The organism is Arsenicibacter rosenii (genome assembly GCF_001870735.1).
Taxonomy (GTDB): domain Bacteria; phylum Bacteroidota; class Bacteroidia; order Cytophagales; family Spirosomataceae; genus Arsenicibacter; species Arsenicibacter rosenii.
In genome coordinates, this window is sequence record NZ_MORL01000009.1 from 230,468 (window position 1) to 253,787 (window position 23,320).

The following is a 23,320-nucleotide window of genomic DNA, read 5'->3' on the forward strand; positions in this document are numbered from 1 at the left end:
CCGCCCGTTTAAGAAATATGAGCGTAAAAGCCACCCGAACGGGCATCGTCTTACGGCCCGACCCTACCCGCGTACTGTTTCGCCCTTTCGAGTTAGGCAGCAATACACGAACGCTGAAAATCATTGCCCGGGTCAGCTCGCTGACCGACGAAGAAGTTGCGGTTAAGCTTCAGGAAGTAATCAATGAATTCGGCAGCCGGCACTATAAGCTGGAACGCTTTTTTCAGAAGCGGTTTGAACACCTCAAACCCCATTTACTGACCGATGAGCCGCTGAGTATGGAACGACAGCTCTTGCTGGGTGCGTACTTTACCATGGAGTATTCGCTTGAGTCGGCCGCACTCTTTAACCCGTCGATGATCTGGCACCCCGACCAGACCAATGTACCACCGGGTTTTAAGCGGTTTATCCTCAGTCTCCGTGCGACCGGTGAAGGCCATATTTCCTCCATTTCGTTCCGGATGGGTTATATCGACGAAGAAAGCAAGATTGTTTTGCGGAAGCCTTCGCGCTACGTTACGTCGCCCGAAATTGTGCCGAATCATATTTTCAGTAAACCGCAGTTTGAGCGGAAATTATACGAACTCCGGCTGATCAATGCCATTTCGGAGCGTATGCTGGCTGGTCTGGGCGACGAGTTTAGTCTGGCAGAACTGGAGACCGTCATTAAGCGGATTACGACCCAGTTCCGGTATAATGCAGAATATGAAACCATTGCCAACGGTATTCTGGCACTGGCCCGGTCAAACTATGAGCTGCACTTTGATGACGATCAGCAAATGGACGAACGGTGCATTTTTCCGAGCTCACCGAACGAAACGAACGGCATTGAAGATGCCCGTTTTGTACAGTTTACAGATGATAACGGCGATGTAACCTACTATGCCACCTACACGGCATATAACGGACAGGTGACCTTCCCGCAACTGCTGGAGACCAGGGATTTTACCCATTTTAAGGTCAGCACGCTCAACGGTGCCGAGGTGCAGAACAAGGGGATGGCCTTGTTCCCACGCAAAATCAACGGGCGTTATGCGACCCTGTCGAGGCAGGACGGCGAGAATATCTACCTGATGTATTCCGACGATCTGTATTTCTGGCAGACCAAAGAGCTGATTCTGAAACCGACTTATCCGTGGGAATACGTACAGTTGGGCAACTGCGGCTCCCCGCTCGAAACCAAAGCCGGCTGGCTGGTGCTGAGTCACGGGGTTGGTCCGATGCGGAAGTACGCCATCGGCGCGTTTCTGCTCGATCTCAACGACCCGTCGAAAGTCATTGGCCGGACCAAAGAACCAATCCTCAGTCCCGACGAAAACGAACGGGAAGGCTACGTGCCAAACGTTGTTTACAGCTGCGGGGGCATCCTCAACGGCGATGACCTGATCATCCCCTACGCCATGGCCGATTATGCCAGTAGCTTTGCCATTGTGAATGTAAACGATCTCTTAGCCGAACTGACCAGCGACAGCGGCCAATAGGCAGAATATATACAAAAGCGCGAAGGCCGTCAGATTGACGGCCTTCGCGCTTTTGTAACAGCAACAAACTTTGCTTTATTTTTTCTTGATGGTCTCCGTAATCACACGGTCACCACCAGCTCCGGCATATTTGTAGCTTAAAGTAAACGTTTTAGTAGCCGGATCATACGTATTAACGCCGAACTGTACTGTTGCTGCGCTGGCGGTTCCTCCCGGAACAAGCTTAACAGTATTATCGGCATTAACCGTTAACTGCATTGTTGCTGCAGAGCCAAGATCAGCAAACTCTGTTTCAGACGTTGTTGCATCAATCGTTGTCAGTGTTTTTTCACGATTGATATCACGAGGTCCGGCAGTCGGGTGGTCAAACTTACCTGTCGATTGATATTTCCCGGCATAGATATTATTTACTTTTATTGCAAAAACGGCATCTTTTAAGTTTGATGCGATAATAGCTCCATTTGCCCCGGTAATAGTCAGTGGCAATGCATAGCTTTTCTTCAAATCAATTTTAGACGTGGTCAGATTTACGACAAACGGAACGTCCCGTGTACCGGCTTTGATGGTCAGTTGCGTTGCCGGAATAGTATAGGTCGACGTCGGGAGTAATTCATAGGAAGTCCCTTTCAAGAGGTCCGGGTTTACGCCAATCGTCACCGTAATGTCCTGAGTCAACTTTTGAGGAGAACCCAGGTTTACATTGAACAATGTTGTGGCGATAGCCTTATCGCTAAAATCAACGCCTAATACCTTGTTGCCGCCATCCCCGCCAAAAATACTGACAATTGGCTGAGCGCCTTCGGCATTGATCAAGTCTGTATAGCCTTTGTCTTGCAAGCAACCGCTCAAACTGCCTGCCAGCAGGCCAATGCAGATACTTGTTAAAATATTTTTTCTCATTGTCGATTACATTTTAGGTTTGTCTGATTCCCTGACGGAAACCAGACAAACAAATTACTTCATCCAGAAAATCTTAGTATCAAACTGATTAATTGTACCCTGCGCTTTCACATTGTCAGAGTTAGTACCCAGCTCCTGGTTCGGATACAGTAACCGTGCAGGTTGCTTTGTTCCAACAGCACGAGTCGAAAGCGGCACTTTAGGGAAACCCGTCCGACGGAACTCGGCCCAGGCCTCAAATCCGCCAAACGCACCCAAGGCAATCCATTTCTGGGTAATAATTGCTTCCAGTTTATTAGAAGCTACTGTATATGAACCAGCTGCCTGATCTGAGTAATAGGTTGTGGCTGCTGTAGCGGCATTGGTCACTCCTAAAAATTTGAATGATTCTTTAATACCGGACTCATACAGTGACTGAGCTGTTGCGCCTGTCAGGTAACCTCTGAATGCAGCTTCAGCCTGTAAGAAGAAGCTTTCGGCTGACTGCATCAACACCTGTGACTGATCATATCCTTTCAGAATAGCCGGGCCAAACCCTGATGTTTTTGCATACAAATAGGGGTCGCTACCTTCGCCAAACGGAACGCCTCTCCATGCACCGTCATTTGCTTTTACGGCAAACCGGTCTAAACGCGGGTCATTGGCGTTAACCAGTGTTTTAATAAAGAAGTCAGCATTCGTGTAGAAATCATGGTTACCAGACAGTGTACCGGCAGCTGTAAAACCATAGTTCTCATAGAACGGGTTCTGCTTACCAGCCGTTTTAAGATAGCCTGGCGTTGATAATACATTTTCGTCAACCCCCAGGAAACCACCATCGGTAACTGCTTTTGCAATACCCGCCTGAATCGCGCTTGCTTTCGATGCAACGTTAGTCTGCCGCAGTAAAATGCGCAATTTCAGCGTATTAGCAAATTTCACCCATTTTGTCAGGTTACCCTGAAAGACGATATCAGCCGCTCCCGGACTAGGGTTCTCAGCCGTAATCGGCGATTTTAAGGCGACAACAGCGGCTTCCAGCTGCTTTACCAGATCGTCGTAAATGGTTTGCGCATCGTCATACTTAGGACGCAGAATCGCCGGACCTTTTAAGGCTTCAGAATAAGGCACATTACCATATGTGTCTACGAGACGTTGGTATACCAATACCTTCATTACTTTCGTAATACCCACAAAAGCCAGCTGCTTGTTGGTTGTTGCTGTTTTTTCTACATAGTCGTAGTCAGCCAGGTTATCATACGAACTGGTCCAGATTGCAGAGTAGAACGTACCGGGAATATCATACGTTTTTTCGCCGTTGAACCCAGACACTGATCCGGAAGGAGACCAATGGCCTGCCCAGAAATGGCCTAACTGGTTTGGGTTAAGCTGACCGGCGGTGGCATTCAATGCTGCTGATAAAACGAGTTCCGGAGTTGAGCTTACCGCATCGTTCGGGTTCTTGTTAATGTCCAGATACCCTTCTTTACAACTGCTGGCTAAGAATGTAGCTGCAATTACGAATATATATTTAATGCTACGAATCATGATGGTTGTTTATAATCAATTAAAACACAGCCCGTACAGTGAATCCATATGTACGCGTTGGCGGGGTAATATAAGTGGCGTTAACCCCAACAGCGTTTGAGGTAGTATTATTGAACTCAGGGTCAGTGTAAATGTTCTCTTTTGGCAGGAACATAAACAGGTTACGGCCAACTAAAGCAACGTTCACTTCTTTCAGGAAGCGTGATTTTGCCAACAATGTTTTCGGGAAATCATAGCCAAGCGTTAACTCACGGATTTTCCAGAATGAGCCACTTGTCACAAAGTTCTCACCGATGTTACGCAGGTTGCTGTCATAAGTACCTAAACCACCATCGCGCACCACAATATTGGTATTCGGTGTGTAGCTACCATCAGTATTCTTAGTTACTGAGTTCGGGAACACAAAACGCTCACGGCCATATGTTGTAGTTGCCCACGAAGAACCGGTAAACCACATTGTTTCGGCCAGACCATGCGCTACCAGGTTACCACCGCGGTATTCGGCTGTTCCTGCCAGTGTGAATCCTTTGAAACGCACCGAGGTATTGATACCAAGACGATCAGGTGGGTTTGTTTGCCCTAATGAAATCAGTTCAGGCGCCTTCAGGGGATATCCCGTTGCCGGATCAACGACAATCCGGCCGTCTTTGATCAGGTTGCCCTGCGCATCACGCTCACGCTCATAACCAATTACCTTAACAACCGGGAATTGCTGTCCCTTAACGGCAAAGATCTGATACAACGATGAGTTTACGGCACCGTAATATGAGCTCAGGTTAATTTCATTAAGCCCTTCAGCAATATCAACCACTTTTGTGCTTACCCGCGAGTAGTTGACGTTCAGGTCCCAGCGGAGACCGTTAGCCAGACGTAACGGAGTTGTTTTCAGGTCAATTTCAAAACCGTTGTTGTCTAATCGGCCGGTATTGATAACGGCACCAGAGAAACCGGTTGCCGGCGATACGTCAATACGTACAGTCTGGTTAATGGTCTTTTGCGTGTAATACGACAAGTCGACATTGATACGGTCGTTAAACAATGTAAACTCACCACCTACCTCGTAAGACGTTACAAACTCAGGCTGGATGTTCGGGTTGTTAGCCGTATTGCCCAGTGTATAACCAGCCAGGCTGCCATAAGGGAAACCACTACCCGGAGAAAATACGGTTTCTAACTGATAAGCACCAAAAGTACCCGGCAAGTTGATCTGGCCTACCTTTGTAGCGGCAACACGGAGTTTCGCTGCCGATAACACGTTATTTGCTTTCAGGGCCGGAACTGCATCCGTCAGCACAAATGACAGATCAGCACCAGGGTAGAAAAATGACCGGTTTTCTTTTGCCAGCAACGAACTCCAGTCATTACGTCCCGAAACGTGCAGGAACAAATAATCCTTGTAGCCTAATGTTAAGTCACCATATACACTTTGCTGACGGGCCATATAATCGCTTTCAGAGGCGCCAGGCTCTCCGACACGGTTGCTGACGTTGTACAGCCCCGGGATTACCAAGGCACTTGCTGATGTCTGAATCGATTTATTCTTGCGCTCCTGTACGTTTGTACCCAGGATTACAGTGCTCTTGATTGGCCCAAACGTTTTATTGGCCGTCAGGAAGAAGTCCTGGTTAATCCGCTGAGTATTACCTGAGTAATCTGTTACAGCCCCGGCAATATCCTTAGCACGGTACACATGCAGTTTAGCATAAGGTCCGAACGTATACTTTGACGTATAGTACTTTGAGTCATAAGCCTGGTTCGTGATACCAAAACGGTATAAGAAGTTCAGCCATTTTGTTGCCTGGTACTGTAGTTCTACGTTACCGGTCAAGTAACGGTCAATCCGGTTTTGCCGGTTGATGTCCTTGTCAAAATACGGATTCTGGAAGTAATCGTTGAAGTAATGATTAGGGTTAGCTGGGTTTAACTGACCGTTTTCCAGCCGGAAAGGCTCCCAGTTCCGGTAGTCAGTCATGTTGATGTTGGCCGCCTGATTCAATACGTTGTTGTAAAAACCACCGGTTGTCCCGTTGAAATTACCTACCCGATAATCAATATTAAACCCACCTTTGAACTTGCCATATTGCCGTGTTGCGTTGAAACGGCCACCTGTCCGGCGGTATGAATCACCCGGCAGGATACCTTTTGTCATGACATCCTGCAGTGAAATAAAGAATGAACCGCGGTCATCTCCTGATGAAAGAGAAAGGTCATTCTGAATAGTACTGCCAACGTCATAGGCATTACGCTTACCATTTTTAACCGGCGAGTAAATACCCTTAGCAATTGTTCCATCTTCCAGAGTCTGTCCCAGCACAACTTCTGAACCGTCAAACTCAGGACCATAAGACTGATTCTCAAACGGTATATAGACGCGGCTGTAAGCCTCAGTACCGGCACCAAAACGATCATTCAGCTTGGGCATAAAGCTGATGCTTTCAGCATAAGATGTATTCTGGAACGTAACTTTAGGAACGCCGGAAGAACCCTTTTTAGTAGTAATAATCAAGGCTCCGTTTGATGCTTCTGAACCATAAAGTGCAGCAGCATTAGCACCCTTCAGCACAGATACATTATCAATGTCATTCGGGTTAAGGTAGTTAATTGCGTCTTGCGGCACCTGAGTACCGTCAATCACAACCAATGCCTGATTGTTACCTAACAACGAACGGTTACCGCGCAAAACGATCCGTGTACCCGGGTTAACACCATTGTTAATTGTATTAATCTGTAGACCGGCTACTTTACCTGACAGTGCCTGAGCAACGTTAACGGCTTTACCCTGTACCAGCTTGTCCCCCCGCACGATATCTGTTGCAGAGCCTATCTCTTTCTGCTGACGCACTACCCCTAACGCTGTCACAACAACTTCATTCAGGGTTGAGGCATCCTGTACCAGTTTCACATCAATAACTGTTTTCGTACCAACAGAAATTGTTTGTGAAGCATGGCCTACAAAAGAGAACATCAAATTAGCATTTTGGGGTACCGTGATACGGTATTTCCCGTTTGCATCAGTGGTGGTACCGCGGGAAGTACCTTTCATTACAATACTTACACCGGGCAGTGGAGAATCATCATCGGCCGATGTCACTAAACCACTTACTGTAATATCCTGCGCCAATAATGGCAAACAGAATAGTAACGTCAGTAGCCAGCTACCGAGTAGAACTTTTTTCATAGGGAACGATTATTAGTTTGGTTATTTTGGAAAACTGCCCGCAAATTATAACTTTTTAATTAATCCAGTAAAATTTTAATAAAGTATACTAAACATTTTGCCGCATAATCGGTTGCAGTTTTCTCAATTCAATGTATCAATCAGGCCACTTCATTTAACTATTTCTTAATATGCCCCCTGATAAATACGATTTTTGCAACATTTCGGGGCTCATGTTAAAAAAGTTTAAAATTGGACTTTCAATAAAAAAGGCGGTCCGTACGGTCCCGCCTTTTTTATTGAAAAAATGCCAGATTACAATCGCTTAATACGTTCCGTAACAACCCGATCTCCACCTGATCCAGGGTATTTGTAATTCAGAATGAACGTCCGTGTAGTCGGGTCATAGCGATTTTCCCCGAACTGTGTGGTCGCCGTGCTCGACGCTCCTTTCGGCGTCAGGGTTACCGTATTGTCGGCATTTACTTTCAGCCACATGGTCCAGCCACTGCCGCCCAGATCCGCAAAGTTTGTTTCGCTGGTTGTCAGATCGATCGTTTGCAGCGTTTTCTGCTCATTGATCGCCCGGGCTCCGGCTGTCGGGTGCGTAAAGGTACCCGTGGCCTGATAAGAGCCCTCGTAGTTATTCCGCAGCTTGATGAAAATGATCTTTGTTGCGTAGTTACCGCTTACCGTCACCCCGCCTGTTGCACTTGTGATGCTGATTGGAATGGCAAACAGATCACTTGGCTTAATAGAGCCAGTACTGATCTGTACCGTTACCGGCGCCATACGTGTGCCTGCCTTCACCGTCACATTCGGCGTCGTGATCTGGTAGGTTCCCGCCGTCGGCAGCGTATAAGCCGTCCCGTTCTGGCTGTTATAGGTGTTCAGCGCGCTCTGGTTAATGCCCAGGGCTACCTGAATATCCTGCGACGGCAGATTCGGTGATGCAATATTTACATTGAACGAATAGGATGTCGGCGTTGAAGAGGCCAGAAAACTCTGGTTATCGGCAATGCCATAGAATGCCGACGACGGAATTTCCGCGATCGCACCGGCACCCTGAAAATCCACATAATGTTCATCGTCGTTCAGGCAGCCTGTCAGATTAAAAGCCGTCCCAACCGCAATGAGTATAGCAAGAAGTTTTTTCATGGTTGATTTCGTTTATTTAATCCAGAACACCTTTGTTGTAAACTGGCTGATCTGCCCCTGCGCCTGCACGTTGGTGCCGTTATAGCTATATTCGCTCTGCGGATACAGCAACCGCACCGGAATCTGACGCACGGTCACGCTCGGATCACGGGAGACCGGCACGGCCGGTAAGCCCAGCCGACGGTAATCACTCCACGCTTCGTATGGCGAAAACCCGTTCAGCGATGCCCACTTCTGGGTAATGATGGCTTCGATTTTATTCGGAGACGCATCCCAGCCGACGTTGGCAATGTTCTGTGAATAATACTCCTGTGCGTATTCTTCCGGCGTGCCGGTATCATCCTGCACGTCCAGATTCCGGTATGATTCGGTAATGGCTGTCTGGTACAACGTTTTCGCGCTACCGGTAATCCAGCCCCGCTGTGCGGCTTCGGCCTGCAGGAAGAAAGCTTCGTGCGACGACAGAATCACGGCATCCTGTTCAGCGCTATGCAGCAGTCCCGGTCCGATGCCCGATGTCTGGCTATTGACCAGCGTATTGATGTCGCCGAAATAGGTCCCCCGGTAGGCTCCGCCCGTCGAAGAGGCCGAATAGAAAAATCCCAGCCGCGAATCGTTGGTCTGCGTATAGAAATCGATCCCGTATTTGTTGCCGCGGTACTGGTTATTCAACTCAACCGTTGCTCCGCTCACCGAGTAGCCGAACGCACCGTAGAACGGGCTCTGCCGGTTGGTTGAGTTGGTATAGCCCGGGTTTACCGACGCGTTCTCGCCTTCATGCAGGAAGCCGATATTCGACGCCTTAATTTTGGCCAGTTCCGTCTGGATATAGGCCTGCCGGTCTGACTTTTCCGACTGACGAAGCAGCATCCGTAGTTTAAGCGTGTTGGTAAACCGCGACCACTTGCCCATATCGCCCTGAAACATGATGTCATTGGCACCAATATTCAGGGATTCCTCACCGGCGTTTACCCGCGCATTCCCCTGATTAATCAGAATCAGCGCCGAATCCAGCTGAACCATCAGGTTATCGTAAATAGCCTGTCCGTTTTCGTAAGCCGGCTGCAGGTTGGTAGCCCCTTTCAGTGCACCGGTGTAGGGCACATTACCGTACGTATCCACCAGAATCTGGAAGTGCAGGGCTTTCATTACCTTCGCAATTGCCTGCAGATACGGCTGACTAGCGGCGGCTCCCTGCTTTTCCACAAAATCATAATCTTTCAGCCGCGTATAGGCATCCGTCCAGATGTCGTTAAAATACGTCGTCGTAAACTGATAGTTTTTGTCCGACTGGCTGATTGAATAGTTACCGCTCCAGTTCCAGTAACCCATCCATAAATTAAGGAAGGGGAAGTTGGTAGCGAAATAGGTACCCGTTGCATTCAGGGCCGTTGGCAGTACCAGTTCCGGTGGTGCCGACGTCGCCTGATTCGGGTTATTGTTAATATCGAAGTAGTCGTCTTTACAGCCGGACACTGTCCCCAGCACCACGACCAACGCTCCGATGGCAAATTTCTTTATATTGTTCATGATGAGTTTTGCTTTTAAAAACCTACACTAACCCGGAAGCCGTAGAAACGCGTTGTCGGCGTCTGGTACTCGTTCGTAATCCCGATTGCGTTACTGTTATCCACTGAGAATTCAGGATCGGAGAACACGTTGGTTTTCGGGCGGAACAGCAGCAGATTACGCCCGTTGATGGCTACGTTCAGCGTTTTCACGAACTTCACTTTCTCCAGGAAGGCTGCCGGCACATCGTAGCTGATGGCCATTTCGCGTAAACGCCAGTAGTCAGCGCTGGTTACGTAGCTCGTGCCGGCCTGGTGGTAGGCAGAGTTAGTCCAGAAGAACAGGTTACCGTCGCGGGTGGTCAGGTTCGTGTTCGGTGCGAATGTACCATCGGTATTCTGCACGACTGAATTCGGGAACACGAAGTTTTCGCGGCCGTTGTAGGTTGACCGGATACCGGCACCGGTAAATTCAAGGGCGCTACCCACCGAGTTGTAAATCACAGCACCACCGCGGTACTCCCACAACATGTTCAGGCTGAAGTTGCCATACTTAAACGTATTCGAAATCCCCAGGCGGTGTTTTGGCTGCGTCGAACCGGCGTAAGCCAGATTCGGATCCAGGATGGTTTCGCCGTTGCTACCCACCACCGGACGCCCGACATACTGCCCGGAGGCATCGTAGTACGGGCTGTTCGGGTCGTTGTTGGCACGGGCAATGTCGCTCACATAAATGGCAGGATACGACTTACCAACGGCAGCATACACATCCGAACCGGTTCCGCTGTTGTACGGAATGTTCAGACGGTCCAGATCGCCGTACAGCGACAGTACCTTGTTGGTCAGGTAGGTATAGTTGCCACTGGCTTCCCACGTAAACTTACCGGCCCGGATAATCGGACGGATTTTCAGATCGACCTCGATGCCCTGGTTTTCCATTTCACCGGTGTTGATCAGGGCCGATGTATAACCCGTTGCCCGCGAAATCTGGATCGGTACGGTCTGGTTGGTCGTATTCATTTTGTAATACGCAACTTCCAGATTGAAACGGTTCAGGAAACCCAGTTCTACGCCAATCTCGCGGTTGGTCGTAAATTCCGGCTTCAGGTTCGGGTCATACTGCGTGTTACCCAGCTGATACCCCGACTGGCTGCCATAGGGGAACGAGGTGCCGTTGGTATAGGCGTTGGTTCCGGCAATGAATACGTTCTGTAACTGGTAAGGCCCGACGGTAATGTTACCCACTTTCGAAATACCGCCGCGAAGTTTCAGATAGTTCAGCCATGTAGTGCCCTTCAGTGCCGGAATGGCATCTGACAAAATCACTGACGCATCTACGCTCGGATAAAAGAATGACCGGTTGGCGCTCGACAGCAACGACGTCCAGTCGTTCCGGCCGGTTGCGTGAATAAACGCAAAGTTGCGGAAGCCCACGGTGATATCGCCGAAGACACCCATCAGGCGGCTGCGCTGCATATATTCCGATACTTCCGGCTGGCCAATCACGTTGGAGATGTTATACAGGCCCGGAATCTGCAAAGCAGCGCCGTAATCAGACTGTGTACGGTAGAAGTCCTGCTGGATATGATGGCCCAGAATCAGGTTCGTCGTAAACTCACCGAACTTAGGACTGAACGACACAAGGAGGTCACCGGTAAAGCGGGTTGTCAGCGACATGGCATCCTGCACCCGGGCATTTACCCGTTGCAGCGATGAAGCGATGTTACCCGCACCCCAGGGGTCACCCAGTGCATAGTCGGAGAACGTAACAGCCGCACGGTTGTATTTGTATGAGCTGAAACGCGCCTGGCCACCCACACGATACAGGACATTCATCCATTCAACCGGTTTGTAAGCCACATCCGCAAAGCCCTGCAACGCATAGTTATTGGTTTTCTGGCGCGAGTTTTCGCCCGTTACCTGCCACCATGGGTTCGGATAATAAGCATTGTAATAGCCGTTGACATTGCCATACGGAGAGTTGATATCCGTCAGCCGGGGATCACGGATCGGTACGTGCGCCGGGGTGTTCAGTACGTTCCAGTATACCGGGCGATCCTGTCCGAAGTCGCCGCCGGCCACGTTTGTATTCTGATAGGTGAAGTTAACGGCTGCATTTGAGGTAAACTTATCCACCACGCGGCCGCCTTTTACGCCAATTACCGTACGCTGGTAACGATCGTTCGGAATAATACCGCTCTGATCGAGCCGCTGCAGGTTGAGGCCAAAGTAATTGCTGTTATCACCAACGCGGAAGTTAATGTCGTGCTGCGACAATACGCCCGTGTTAAAGAAATCCCGGCGCGGGTCTTTTTTGGTGGCGCTATATGGCACCATCAATGTATCCAGACCAGATACACTACCGTCAGGATTCCGGATCTCAACGCCATAGCCCAGAGGGACCATGCTGCCGTTGTAGGCCGGGCCAAACTGCTGGTTTTCGTACGGTACATACAGGCGGCGGCCATCACGGTCCAGAAAGGGATTCCCCTCGCCCCCGTTTGAGCCGAACGAGCGCTGCAGCCCGGGCATGTAGGCAACGCTTTCAAACTGAGTTGAGTTTGAATACGAAATCTGCGGGCGGGTAGCGGCGCCACCGCGCTTAGTAGTAATCACCAGTACACCGTTCGACGCATCTGAACCATAAAGTGCTGCGGCACTCGGGCCTTTCAGCACCGTCATGTTCTCAACGTCATTCGGGTTGATGGTGCTCAGGAAACTGTTGTCCGTAATGATCCCGTCCACGACCAGCAAGGCCTGGTTATTTCCCAGAAACGAGCGGTTACCGCGCAGCGTCAGACGGACGTTACTACCAACCCCGCTGTTGACGTTGTTGATCTGCAGACCCGATACTTTACCGGCCAGACCCGTTGCTACGTTAATCGGTGAAGCCTGCACCAGCTGCTGGTTATTCACCTTTGCTACTGAGCCCCCGATTTCCCGTTCATTGCGCTGGATACCAAAAGCGGTAACCACGACTTCATTCAGTGTCGCGGCATCCGACTCAAGCACTACATTGATTGTACTCCGGTTTCCTACCACAACATCCTGCGATTTGTAGCCGACGAACGAATAGGTCAGCGTAGAGTTGCCCGGTACAACAACACGATAGGCACCGTTTCCGTCGGAGGTTATCCCCCGCGTTGTGCCCTTAATTACAATGTTCACACCCGGTAATGGGGAACCATCATCCGAAGCGGTAACCCGGCCACTCACTGTTACGTCCTGCGCCAGCAACGGAACACAGAAAAACAGCGTCAAGAGCCAGCCACCAAATAGAACTTTTCTCATAAACGACAATTGGTTAGCTAATTACTATTATTTGAAAAAGTGTCTACAAATCTAACTCAGACATTTTATTATTCGCAACTTTTTCCCGTCCACAGAATAATTTTTTGCTATTTATTAAATTAAAACCCCGTTAAAATCAAAAAACAGTAATTTAGCCGAACCGAAGGCAAAGAAATAAAACAATCCAATTATTTAACTTTTCCTAGTTAGCTGATAATATAAAATAAACATTTGCACGGTTCATTTGTTAACACCAACTGTTTAAGACGTTAACTGATTATAACACAACATTTTGTATACTAATTATTGACATAAATATACTTATCGGATATAAGGCTGTATTTTGGACTTTATCGTTATTTTTACCCGTCCTATCTTGAGCCTAACCGCCGACTACATTGAAAAAACTATTCTCAAACCTTACATTCTGGGTATTAACCAGCATTACACTGGGTATCTTACTGGGTCATTTCCGGCCCGACATAGCCCTTCAGCCAATTCTGGATGGTCCGGTTAAAACCCGGTTTATGGGGCAGGAGCTAACCATCGGAGCAACCATCAGTGAGCTACTCAGCGGCCTGTTTATCAGCGCGGTAAAGCTGTTCATCAACCCGATTATTTTCCTGACCATCACGCTGGGCATTGTTAGCATGGGCGATCTGAAAAAGGTCGGGAAGGTAGGCGCCAAGGCGTTACTCTATTTCGAGGTAGTGACAACGGTCGCACTTATCATCGGCATTGTGGTGGCCAACGTCATCCGGCCGGGCGACGGCGTCATGACCGAACAGCTCAAGGGAGGCGATATTTCAAAGTATACTAAAGGAGCGACCGAATTCAGCTGGCTGAAGTTTTTTCTCGACAATGTCACGCTGCAGGTCCTGGTGTTTGCCATCGTGCTTGGCATTATCCTGAGCCGTTACAGTGGCCGCGAACAGGTGGTTGCCCTGATGACGCGTATTTCTAAATATATTTTCTGGGGTCTGCACAAAGTCATGCTGCTGGCACCCATCGGGGCTTTTGGCGGCATGGCCTTTACCATCGGCAAATACGGCCTCGGTACCCTCCTGCCCCTGGCGAAACTGATGGGCACTGTCTATACAACTATGGCGGTTTTCATTTTCGGCGGCCTCGGCCTCATCATGCGCTCGTACAACATCAGCCTCTGGGGCTTCTTGAAATACATTCGCGAAGAATTATTGATTGTCCTGGGGACTTCCTCTTCGGAGGCAGCGCTACCCTCGCTCATGGAGAAACTTGAACGCATGGGCTGCGCTAAATCGGTCGTCGGCCTGGTGGTACCGGCCGGTTATTCATTCAACCTCGACGGCACGACCATCTACCTGTCGATGGCCACGATTTTTCTGGCACAGGTATTCAACGTACACCTGGATATGAATCAGTTGCTGACGATCATCGGCATTCTGATGGTCACCTCGAAAGGAGCCGCGGGGGTAACCGGCAGCGGTTTTGTGGTACTGGCCAGTACCCTGACGGCCATCAAAGTGATTCCGGTGGAAGGACTGGCCCTGTTGCTGGGCGTTGACCGGTTTATGTCTGAAGCGCGGAGTATCACCAACTTCATCGGCAATGGTGTGGCCACGGTCTGGCTGGCCAATAACGAAAAGGCCTTCGACCGCCAAAAAATGGCGTATGCATTCGGTAACGTTACCGAAAGTGAGGATATCAAAAAAGATAATCTGGATCCGTTGCCGGAGTAGGGGTTATTGCAGTGGTGGCACGACTCAAAGGCGTGCCACCACTAATTCAGCTTTTTATAAATATATCTCTCACTACCTCATCAGGAATAGCCAGATATGACTCCTTTATGAACGTATCAGGCTCCTCAGAAATCTCTATAATTGAACGACATAATTCCTTGTTACAAAGCGTCCCACCTCTAATACCGACATAATCCATAAATGAGCTGAACTCCCATTCATGTAGTTGATTAACGAGGCCGGCGCGTAATGGATTCTGATGAATGTAACAAAAGCAGGTGAACGCATAATCACTACCTCCCAGCAGCTTAGCTTTACTATTCTGCTGAAACAAAGATCCGGTTCTTCCTTCTTGTTTGTTAATAGCACGAGTATATGAGCTTAAAAGTAGCCGGTATGAATTCAGGAAATCATTGCATCTGAACTCATCTTCAGTCCTGATTAAAAAATGGAAATGATTAGGCATCAGACAGTATGCAAGTATACTTACATGGCCACCAAATGCCTGACGTACTTTCCTCAAAAAGAATAATTGATTCTCACGATCAAAAAAGATTAGTTGCCTATTATTTCCGCGATTATAGAGATGGCGACAAGATTCATAGTAAACACATGTTTGCTATGAGACGTAAAAAAACAGTGGTGGCACGACTTTGAGTCATGCCACCACTAAAAAAATCCTTTCTTTTACAAAGCTGACTAAGAATCAACGCTACAACGAAAAGCAGTGGTGGCACGACTTTGAGTCGTGCCACCACTAACTAACTACAACTCCTTCACCGTTTCGATGAAGCAGCGGACTTTATCGGGATCTGTATCCGGATAAACGCCGTGGCCCAGGTTAGCAATGTACTGTTGCTTACCAAAGGCATCTACCATCTTCCGCACCTCGGCCCGGATCTGGTCGTAGCTGGCATATAACACACACGGGTCGAGATTGCCCTGCAATGTCTTATTCGGAACCAGCAACCGCGACTCTGCGGGATCCATGTTCCAGTCAAGGCCCACCACCGAACAATTCAGCTCACCAATGGCCTTCCGGGCAAAAAAGGCCCCTTTCGCAAAAACCGTAACCGGCACATCGGTTGCCGGATCGACCGCAATGGCATCACAAATCTGCTTGATGTACGGCAGCGAATACGTATTGTACTGCTCCGGCGACAGAATACCGGCCCACGAGTCGAACAGCTGCACCAGATTGGCCCCTGCCGCCACCTGCGCTTTCAGGTAACCGATGGTACTATCGGTGATTTTCTGCAACAAAGCGTGCGAAAACACCGGATCGGTGTACAGCAGCTTTTTAGCTACAGAAAACGTTTTGGAGCCTTTGCCTTCTGTCATATAACAGAAAATTGTGAACGGTGCACCGGCAAAACCAATAAGCGGAACCCGGTTGTTCAGGCCTTTTTTGGTCAGCCGGATAGCTTCCAGCACATAGCCCAGATCGGTTTCTGCATCGGCAACACGTAACTGCTTCAGATCGTCGGCAGTCCGGACGGTTTTCGGGAATACCGGCCCGCGCTGCTCTACCATTTCATAGGGTAATCCCATGGCTTCGGGCACCACGAGGATGTCAGAAAAAATAATGGCCGCATCAACGCCCAGCAGATCAACCGGCTGAATCGTTACTTCGGCCGCCAGTTCGGGCGTGGTAGCCAGGCTGATAAAGCTGCCTGCTTTTTCGCGGACGGCCCGATATTCGGCCAGAATCCGGCCAGCCTGCCGCATCATCCAGACAGGCACCCGTTCGACCTGCTCTCCGCGTGCAGCCCGCAGCAATAAATCGTTTTGTAAGTTCATAGTCGTGACACCGGTACCCGCGAGGCTTCCGGTGAAGTCCGGAGCCGCTAACCGGTGATTGTTAAAGAATAATCGTCCGGTTCCGGTGAATGAACACCCGGTCGTTGAACACTAGTTTTAAGGCCTGTGACAGCACAATTTTTTCGACGTCCTTTCCTTCCGTAGCCATGTCGATGGCCGTATGCCGGTGATCGACTTCTTTCACGTTCTGGGCAATAATCGGCCCTTCGTCCAGGTCGTTGTTAACGAAGTGAGCCGTGGCGCCGATGATCTTCACACCCCGGTCATGGGCCTGCCGGTACGGACTGGCTCCGATAAAGGCGGGCAGGAACGAATGGTGAATATTGACAATCCGGTTCGGGTAATGTTTCACAAATGCCGGCGTCAGCACCCGCATGTACTTGGCCAGTACCAGGTACTCAGGCTGGTAGATGGACAGTGTACGCAGAATAGCGTCTTCGTGCTCGTCGCGGGTTTTGAGCTCGTGTGAGATGTAATGAAACGGAATCCCGAACTTGCTCACCAGCGGCTGCAGGTAGTTGTAGTTGCTGACTACGGCCAGAATATCCGCATCCAGCTCGTTGAAGGTGTACCGGATCAGCAGTTCGCCCAGGCAGTGATGTTCTTTCGTAACAAACACCACAATGTTCTTTTTCTTCTTCGGATTGATGCGCAGGTTAATGCCTTGCGGAAGCGTGTTCTGTAGTTCAGTCATCAACGCCTCCTTATCCAGCTCCCCTTCGAATTCGGTACGCATGAAAAACTGCCCGTCGGGACTAACGTATTCATCGTTCCGGATAATATTCAGATTGTGCCGAAACAACACACCTGTGACATGATAAATCAGCCCTTTGTTGTCGGGGCCGTCCATCAGCAATATATGTTTAGTAGCGTCGGACATAAAAGCCTTAAAAACGCAAAGGTACAGACTTTATGCCATTTGACGGTCAGGGAAATAAACGCATGTATCCGCCTTTCCATATTGGTGGCACGACTCTCAGTCGTGCCACCAATATTTCCCCCCTTTCCCGCTGTATAAATGCTTACCGGCAAACGAACGTCCTTGAGACTAAGTGTGTTACCGCATTGACCTTTATACCAACTCCTAGTTTATGGTTTCACTGGCTACCTTACGTGCCTTCGACTACTTCCGGGAAGTGCCTGATGAGCAGTTGCAATGGCTGCTTGAACGGTCTGAATCACAGGTTCACCCTGCCAAAACTACGCTGTATAAACCCGATGATCCCGTTGATCACCTGATACTGGTCGTAAGCGGACAGGTACGGCTCGACAGCGACGCCCAGAGTGCGAAAGAAGAGATTGCGCTCTACGGTCCGCACTCGGTCATGGGGGTGCTACCGTATTCCCGCATGAAAACGGCACCTACCTACTGGAATGTACAGGCAGAGGCTGAACTGCTTTATCTCCACCGGGACTACCTCCGCGAGATGACACAGCATTGCTACGAACTCACCGAGGCGCTCGTTCACCGGATGACGGCCCGCGTGCGTGACTTTACAAAGCTGGCCCAGCAAAACGAGAAAATGGCTTCCCTTGGGCGGCTGTCGGCCGGTCTGGCCCATGAACTCAATAATCCCGTGGCTGCAGTTGTGCGCAGCGCCAATACCCTGCGCAAACACATGCACGCAACGCCCGAACGGTTCAAAACCATCATGCGGCTTCAGCTGAGCGATGCACAGATCGACGTAGTGAATCAACTCCTCTTACGGCTATTGTCGGCACCGGCCAAACACCTGTCCTTGCTGGAACGCAGCAGCCTTGAAGACGAACTCATGGACTGGCTCGATGATCACGATATTACCGATAATGACGACCTGGCCGGTCAACTGATCGAATTTAACGTGTCGGCTGATGACCTTGACACGCTTTTCGAGGGAGTCGGGACAGGCAACATACAGGGTGTGCTCGACTGGCTGGTCACGAATCTGGTCACCGAAAAACTGGTGCTCGACATCTCCGACGCCTCCGGCAGGATTCAGACACTGGTTGGCTCGATCAAAAATTACACGTATATGGATCGCGGCGAGGGCAAAAGCAACCTGCATATCCAGGAAGGGATTCAGAGTACACTGACGCTCCTCAACCACAAGCTCAAACAAAAGCAGATTACCACGACCGTTGAGCTGGCCGACAACCTGCCCGTTCTTTGCGGCTGGCCCGGCGAGCTGAATCAGGTCTGGACCAACCTGATCGATAACGCAGTCGATGCCATGGATAACGGCGGCCGGCTGGAGATTACGTCGCAGATCGATCAGCGCCCGAATGGGCAGACGTTTATCCTGACGAAGGTGGTCGACAGTGGCAAGGGCATTCCCGAAAACGTGATTGACCGGATTTTTGATCCGTTTTTCACAACCAAGCCCATTGGCTCGGGCACAGGGCTGGGCCTCGACATTGTCCAGGGCATTGTTCACCGCCACAACGGCAGTATCAAAGTTAAATCACAACCCGGCCATACAGAGTTCAGCATCTGCCTGCCGGTGGAATAAAGAGTGAACGAATGAAAGAGCGAAAGAGTGATTTTGTCCGGCTTTCGCTCTTTCGCTCTCTCCGCTCTTTCACTCTTTACACAATACAACATGAAGCTTCCTATAATTTTTGCAGTTGACGATGATCAACAGGTATTAAAAGCGGTGCAGCGCGACTTGCGGCAGCAGTACCGGAAAGAATACCGCATTCTGGCCACAACATCAGCCAATGAGGCGCTTGAAAGCCTGGTCGAGCTCAAAAAAAAAGGCGAAGAGGTTGCCCTCTTTCTGTCCGATCAGCGGATGCCCGAAATGGCGGGTGTCGATTTTCTGGTCAAGGCACGGCAGCTATACCCTAACGCCAAACGCGCACTGCTGACGGCTTATTCTGATATTGACGCGGCCGTCCGGGCTATCAACGAGGTACAGCTCGACTATTACATCGGTAAGCCGTGGGACCCGCCCGAAGAACGGCTGTATCCGGTGCTGAATGAACTACTCGACGACTGGCAGTCTAACTACCAGCCGGCATTTGAAGGGCTTCGGCTGATTGGTTACCAGTTTTCGCCCAAAACGCACGAAATCAAGGATTTTTTATCGGGCAACCTGTTCCATTATCAATGGCTCGATGTTGAGACCAACGCAGAAGCAGAATCAACCCTGGCGCTGCATAATCTCAGTCGCACAGACTTACCCGCTGTGATTCTGGCGGATGGCACTCCGCTGATTAAGCCGAAACTTACCGAACTGGGCGAGCACCTGGGCCTGAAACCCAAGGCGGCTGAAAGCTTATACGACCTGGCCATTATCGGGGCAGGGCCGGCAGGCCTGGCAGCAGCCGTATACGGTGGTTCCGAAGGACTGAAAACGATTCTGATCGACAAACGGGCGCCAGGCGGCCAGGCGGGTACCAGCTCACGGATCGAAAACTACCTTGGTTTTCCGTCCGGCCTGAGCGGCGCCGAGCTGACCCGCCGCGCCATTACCCAGGCAACCCGCTTCGGTGTGGAGTTTCTGGCACCGCAGGAGGTCGTCAGTATTAAGTCGAGCGGGCAATATAAACACATACACATGTCGGATGGCAGTGAGGTTGTTGCCAAATCGATTATTCTCTGTACCGGTGTATCGTATCATAAACTGGATACCGAAAGCCTGAGCCGTTTTACCGGCGCCGGTGTTTATTATGGTGCAGCTACCACAGAAGCATATGCCTTTAAAGGCAAACCGGTATATGTGGTCGGTGGTGGCAATTCGGCGGGGCAGGCTGCCATGTATCTGTCACGTACGGCGGCGCAGGTCTTTATCTGCATCCGCCGCGCCGACCTGTCGGCCACCATGTCGCAGTACCTGATCGACCAGATCGGCAATACGCCGAACATTACCGTGGTACCCTTTACCGAAGTCGTAGAAGGTCTGGGCAATGAACGGCTTGAATGCCTGGTCCTGCAAAACAGCCAGACCAAAGAGCGGGAAACGGTGGAGGCGGCCGGCCTGTTTATTTTCATTGGCACCAAACCATTTACAGAATGGATCGAGATGAGCATTATCAAGGACGAACGCGGATTTATCGAAACAGGCCGCAATCTGCTCCGTTATGACTCGTTCCGTAAGTCATGGAAACAGAAACGTGATCCGTTCGAACTCGAAACCTGTAGCCCCGGCATTTTTGCGGCGGGCGACGTCCGGGCGACCGCCATGAACCGCGTGGCATCTGCTGTCGGTGAAGGGGCAATGGCGGTTAGCTTTGTACACAAATATCTGGCCGAAATGTAGCTATACAGGCCCGTAAGCCGGAAATTACCGGTTGTTTTCCGGCTTACGCTCTGATTCCTGTCCACGTTTAAACATTCATTCCTACACCGGAGTTAGGTTGTTGTTTGTCTTGTTTTTCAACAAAAGAGTAACCTATAGAAAATCATTTCCATAATTAGTAACAAAGCAAATATGGACTATATTTTTTCATATGCTATTGTTACGATTTATGTTGATAGGCAACAAAAACTTCAATAATTTGCCACAATCACAACACTGATTTATCCAGAAAGAATTAGTAACTATAACACTATTCTCATGCTTTCTGAAGTCCTGCCTTTAACGCAACCTGCATTTGTCGATCGGTATCGGACTATACGCACATATTCGGAGGCTATCTGCCGCTATCTGGAGACCGAAGACTATGTCGTACAGCCCATTGTCGATGTCAGCCCGCCCAAGTGGCACCTTGGGCACACAACCTGGTTTTGGGAAACCTTTATTCTGGTGCCCAATCTGCCCGGCTATACTATTTTTCACGAAGACTTCAGTTTTGTCTTTAACAGCTATTACGAGAGCGTCGGTAAACGGGTCTTACGTACCGACCGCGGTAATCTGTCGCGGCCAACCGTGGCCGACGTATACCGATACCGTGCATACGTTGATACGTACATGGATACGTATCTGATGGAGCATGAACTGTCACCGGAAATCAGCGCCCTGGTCGAACTGGGGCTTAATCACGAGCAGCAGCATCAGGAACTGCTGATTACCGACATCAAGTACATTCTGGGCCACAACCCGTTGTTTCCGTCGCTGGACATTCCGATCAATCAGGGAGGCTTGTTCGGTGGCGCGTCTTACGATGATGTGCAGCTATCTGAAGGCATTTACACCATTGGCTACAGCGGCAACGGCTTCTGTTTTGACAACGAGCTTGGTGTGCACAAGACCTACCTGAACCAGACGACCCTTTCAGGCAAGCTGGTGACCAATGCCGGGTACATTGATTTCATTAAAGCCGGTGGGTACCAGAATTTCCGTTACTGGTTATCCGATGGCTGGGCGTGGGTTAAAACCGAACAGGTGAAGGCGCCGCTGTACTGGTACGAAATCGACGGCCAATGGTACAGCTATACGTTCAAAGGCCTTGAGCCGGTTGATCCTGACGAACCGGTTTGCCATGTCAGCTACTACGAAGCCGACGCCTATGCCCGCTGGTGCGGGCAGCGGCTGCCAACCGAATTTGAGTGGGAAGCCGCCAACGAGCGGTTTGCCTGGGGTGAGCGCTGGGAATGGACTGGTTCGGCCTATCTGGCGTATCCTGGTTTTTCAACCGCCGAGGGTGCCGTCGGCGAATACAACGGCAAATTTATGAGTAGTCAAATGGTCTTGCGCGGGGCGTCGGTTGCTACGCCTGCCGGGCATGCCCGATCAACATACCGCAACTTTTTCCAACCCGACAAACGATGGCAGTTCACCGGAATACGACTAGCGAAGTAGCCTTTGGCATGGCTGACGATGTTCGCTATGGCCTCCAACAAACCCCAAAGCGGCTTTCCTCGCAGTTTTTCTACGATGCGGTGGGTAGTCACCTGTTTCAGCAGATCATGCATTTGCCGGAATATTATCTGACGCGCAGCGAATACGAGATTCTGGACAACCACAAAGCCGATCTGCTCCGGCATTTCGCTCCCGACCAACAGCCGTTTGAACTGGTTGAGCTGGGCGCAGGTGATGGTCTGAAAACCAAAATCCTGCTCCGCCACTTTCTGGACGAACAAACGTCGTTTAGCTACGTACCGATTGATATTTCTGAGGATGCCCTGATCGACCTGGCAACGTCGCTGCAAAAACAGTGGCCGACGCTGAATATTCAGCCGCAGCATGACGAATACTTCCATGCGCTGGAATGGCTCTCGGGCACGTCAGACAAACGGAAGGTTGTTTTATTCCTGGGCTCCAATATCGGCAATTTTTCGCCGGAAGCCGCTGTCGGCTTCTACCAGCAATTGTCGGACAGCCTGCGCCCCGGCGATCTGGTACTGACCGGTTTCGACCTGCAGAAACATCCGGCCGTTATCCTGGCGGCTTACAACGACCGGCAGGGCGTTACACGGGCGTTTAACCTGAACCTGCTGCACCGCCTTAATGAGGAACTGGATGCCAATTTTAACCTGGCCATGTTTGATCACTATCCAACCTATTGCCCCGAAACCGGTGAAGCACGGAGCTATCTGGTGAGCCAGAAAAAGCAGACGGTTCATATCGGGGCGCTCGATCTGGATGTCGTGTTCGACTATGGAGAAGTCATTCATACCGAGATTTCACGCAAGTTTACGCCAAAGCAGATTCAGGAGCTGGCCGACGCGACCGGCTTTAGCGTAAACGCGACCTTCACCGACTGCAAAGGCTATTTCGTTGACGTCATTTTCGAGAAAAAAGCATAAAAAAGTGGTGGCACGACTTAGACAGGTTTGCCTGCCGGTCGTGCCACCACTAAAAATTTATACATATTATTGAGTGAATGAGCAATCAC

General features: G+C 50.1%; 15 protein-coding genes. 6 read left to right on the forward strand and 9 right to left on the reverse strand.

Features of this window, described 5'->3' with window-relative positions; all coding sequences use genetic code 11:
• Positions 1-17 precede the first annotated feature (17 nt).
• On the forward strand, positions 18-1,481 hold the full coding sequence (locus BLX24_RS17900; protein ID WP_071504549.1) for a glycoside hydrolase family 130 protein: 1,464 nt from the start codon (positions 18-20) through the stop codon (positions 1,479-1,481).
• Positions 1,482-1,556: 75 nt separating this feature from the next.
• Here BLX24_RS17900 and BLX24_RS17905 read toward each other — a convergent pair whose 3' ends face one another.
• From BLX24_RS17905 to BLX24_RS17930, 6 genes are all read right to left on the reverse strand, one after another.
• Complete coding sequence (locus BLX24_RS17905) at positions 1,557-2,381, reverse strand: BT_3044 domain-containing protein (protein ID WP_071504550.1); 825 nt, start codon at positions 2,379-2,381, stop codon at positions 1,557-1,559.
• A 54-nt stretch (positions 2,382-2,435) separates the two neighbouring features.
• The gene (locus tag BLX24_RS17910; RefSeq protein ID WP_083422040.1) at positions 2,436-3,908 is read right to left on the reverse strand and encodes a SusD/RagB family nutrient-binding outer membrane lipoprotein; all 1,473 of its coding nucleotides are present in this window, start codon (positions 3,906-3,908) and stop codon (positions 2,436-2,438) included.
• 19 nt (positions 3,909-3,927) lie between these two features.
• Positions 3,928-7,086: a SusC/RagA family TonB-linked outer membrane protein gene (locus tag BLX24_RS17915; protein WP_071504551.1), complete on the reverse strand. Its 3,159-nt coding sequence runs from the start codon at positions 7,084-7,086 to the stop codon at positions 3,928-3,930.
• A gap of 294 nt (positions 7,087-7,380) precedes the next feature.
• A complete protein-coding gene (locus tag BLX24_RS17920; protein ID WP_071504552.1) occupies positions 7,381-8,223 on the reverse strand; it encodes a BT_3044 domain-containing protein in 843 nt (280 codons plus the stop codon).
• 12 nt (positions 8,224-8,235) lie between these two features.
• Positions 8,236-9,753, reverse strand: a complete 1,518-nt coding sequence (locus tag BLX24_RS17925) for a SusD/RagB family nutrient-binding outer membrane lipoprotein (RefSeq protein ID WP_071504553.1) — start codon at positions 9,751-9,753, stop codon at positions 8,236-8,238.
• A 14-nt stretch (positions 9,754-9,767) separates the two neighbouring features.
• Positions 9,768-13,022: a SusC/RagA family TonB-linked outer membrane protein gene (locus BLX24_RS17930; RefSeq protein ID WP_071504554.1), complete on the reverse strand. Its 3,255-nt coding sequence runs from the start codon at positions 13,020-13,022 to the stop codon at positions 9,768-9,770.
• Positions 13,023-13,420: 398 nt separating this feature from the next.
• Between BLX24_RS17930 and BLX24_RS17935 the strand changes: the two genes are divergently transcribed.
• A complete protein-coding gene (locus tag BLX24_RS17935) occupies positions 13,421-14,740 on the forward strand; it encodes a cation:dicarboxylate symporter family transporter (protein WP_071504555.1) in 1,320 nt (439 codons plus the stop codon).
• A 46-nt stretch (positions 14,741-14,786) separates the two neighbouring features.
• Here the strand turns inward: BLX24_RS17935 and BLX24_RS17940 are convergent, their stop codons facing one another.
• From BLX24_RS17940 to purU, 3 genes are all read right to left on the reverse strand, one after another.
• On the reverse strand, positions 14,787-15,263 hold the full coding sequence (locus BLX24_RS17940) for a transposase (RefSeq protein ID WP_071504556.1): 477 nt from the start codon (positions 15,261-15,263) through the stop codon (positions 14,787-14,789).
• A gap of 242 nt (positions 15,264-15,505) precedes the next feature.
• A complete protein-coding gene (gene hemE / locus BLX24_RS17945) occupies positions 15,506-16,540 on the reverse strand; it encodes a uroporphyrinogen decarboxylase (protein WP_071504557.1) in 1,035 nt (344 codons plus the stop codon).
• Positions 16,541-16,601: 61 nt separating this feature from the next.
• A complete protein-coding gene (gene purU / locus BLX24_RS17950; RefSeq protein WP_083422042.1) occupies positions 16,602-17,441 on the reverse strand; it encodes a formyltetrahydrofolate deformylase in 840 nt (279 codons plus the stop codon).
• A gap of 211 nt (positions 17,442-17,652) precedes the next feature.
• Here purU and BLX24_RS17955 point away from each other — a divergent pair, with 211 nt between their 5' ends.
• From BLX24_RS17955 to egtD, 4 genes are all read left to right on the forward strand, one after another.
• On the forward strand, positions 17,653-19,050 hold the full coding sequence (locus tag BLX24_RS17955; protein WP_071504559.1) for an ATP-binding protein: 1,398 nt from the start codon (positions 17,653-17,655) through the stop codon (positions 19,048-19,050).
• Positions 19,051-19,140: 90 nt separating this feature from the next.
• Positions 19,141-20,802: an NAD(P)/FAD-dependent oxidoreductase gene (locus BLX24_RS17960; RefSeq protein WP_071504560.1), complete on the forward strand. Its 1,662-nt coding sequence runs from the start codon at positions 19,141-19,143 to the stop codon at positions 20,800-20,802.
• 297 nt (positions 20,803-21,099) lie between these two features.
• Positions 21,100-22,284, forward strand: a complete 1,185-nt coding sequence (gene egtB, locus BLX24_RS17965) for an ergothioneine biosynthesis protein EgtB (protein WP_071504561.1) — start codon at positions 21,100-21,102, stop codon at positions 22,282-22,284.
• On the forward strand, positions 22,251-23,231 hold the full coding sequence (gene egtD, locus BLX24_RS17970) for an L-histidine N(alpha)-methyltransferase (protein WP_071504586.1): 981 nt from the start codon (positions 22,251-22,253) through the stop codon (positions 23,229-23,231). The genes egtB and egtD overlap by 34 nt, the downstream gene beginning before the upstream one ends.
• Positions 23,232-23,320: the final 89 nt, after the last annotated feature.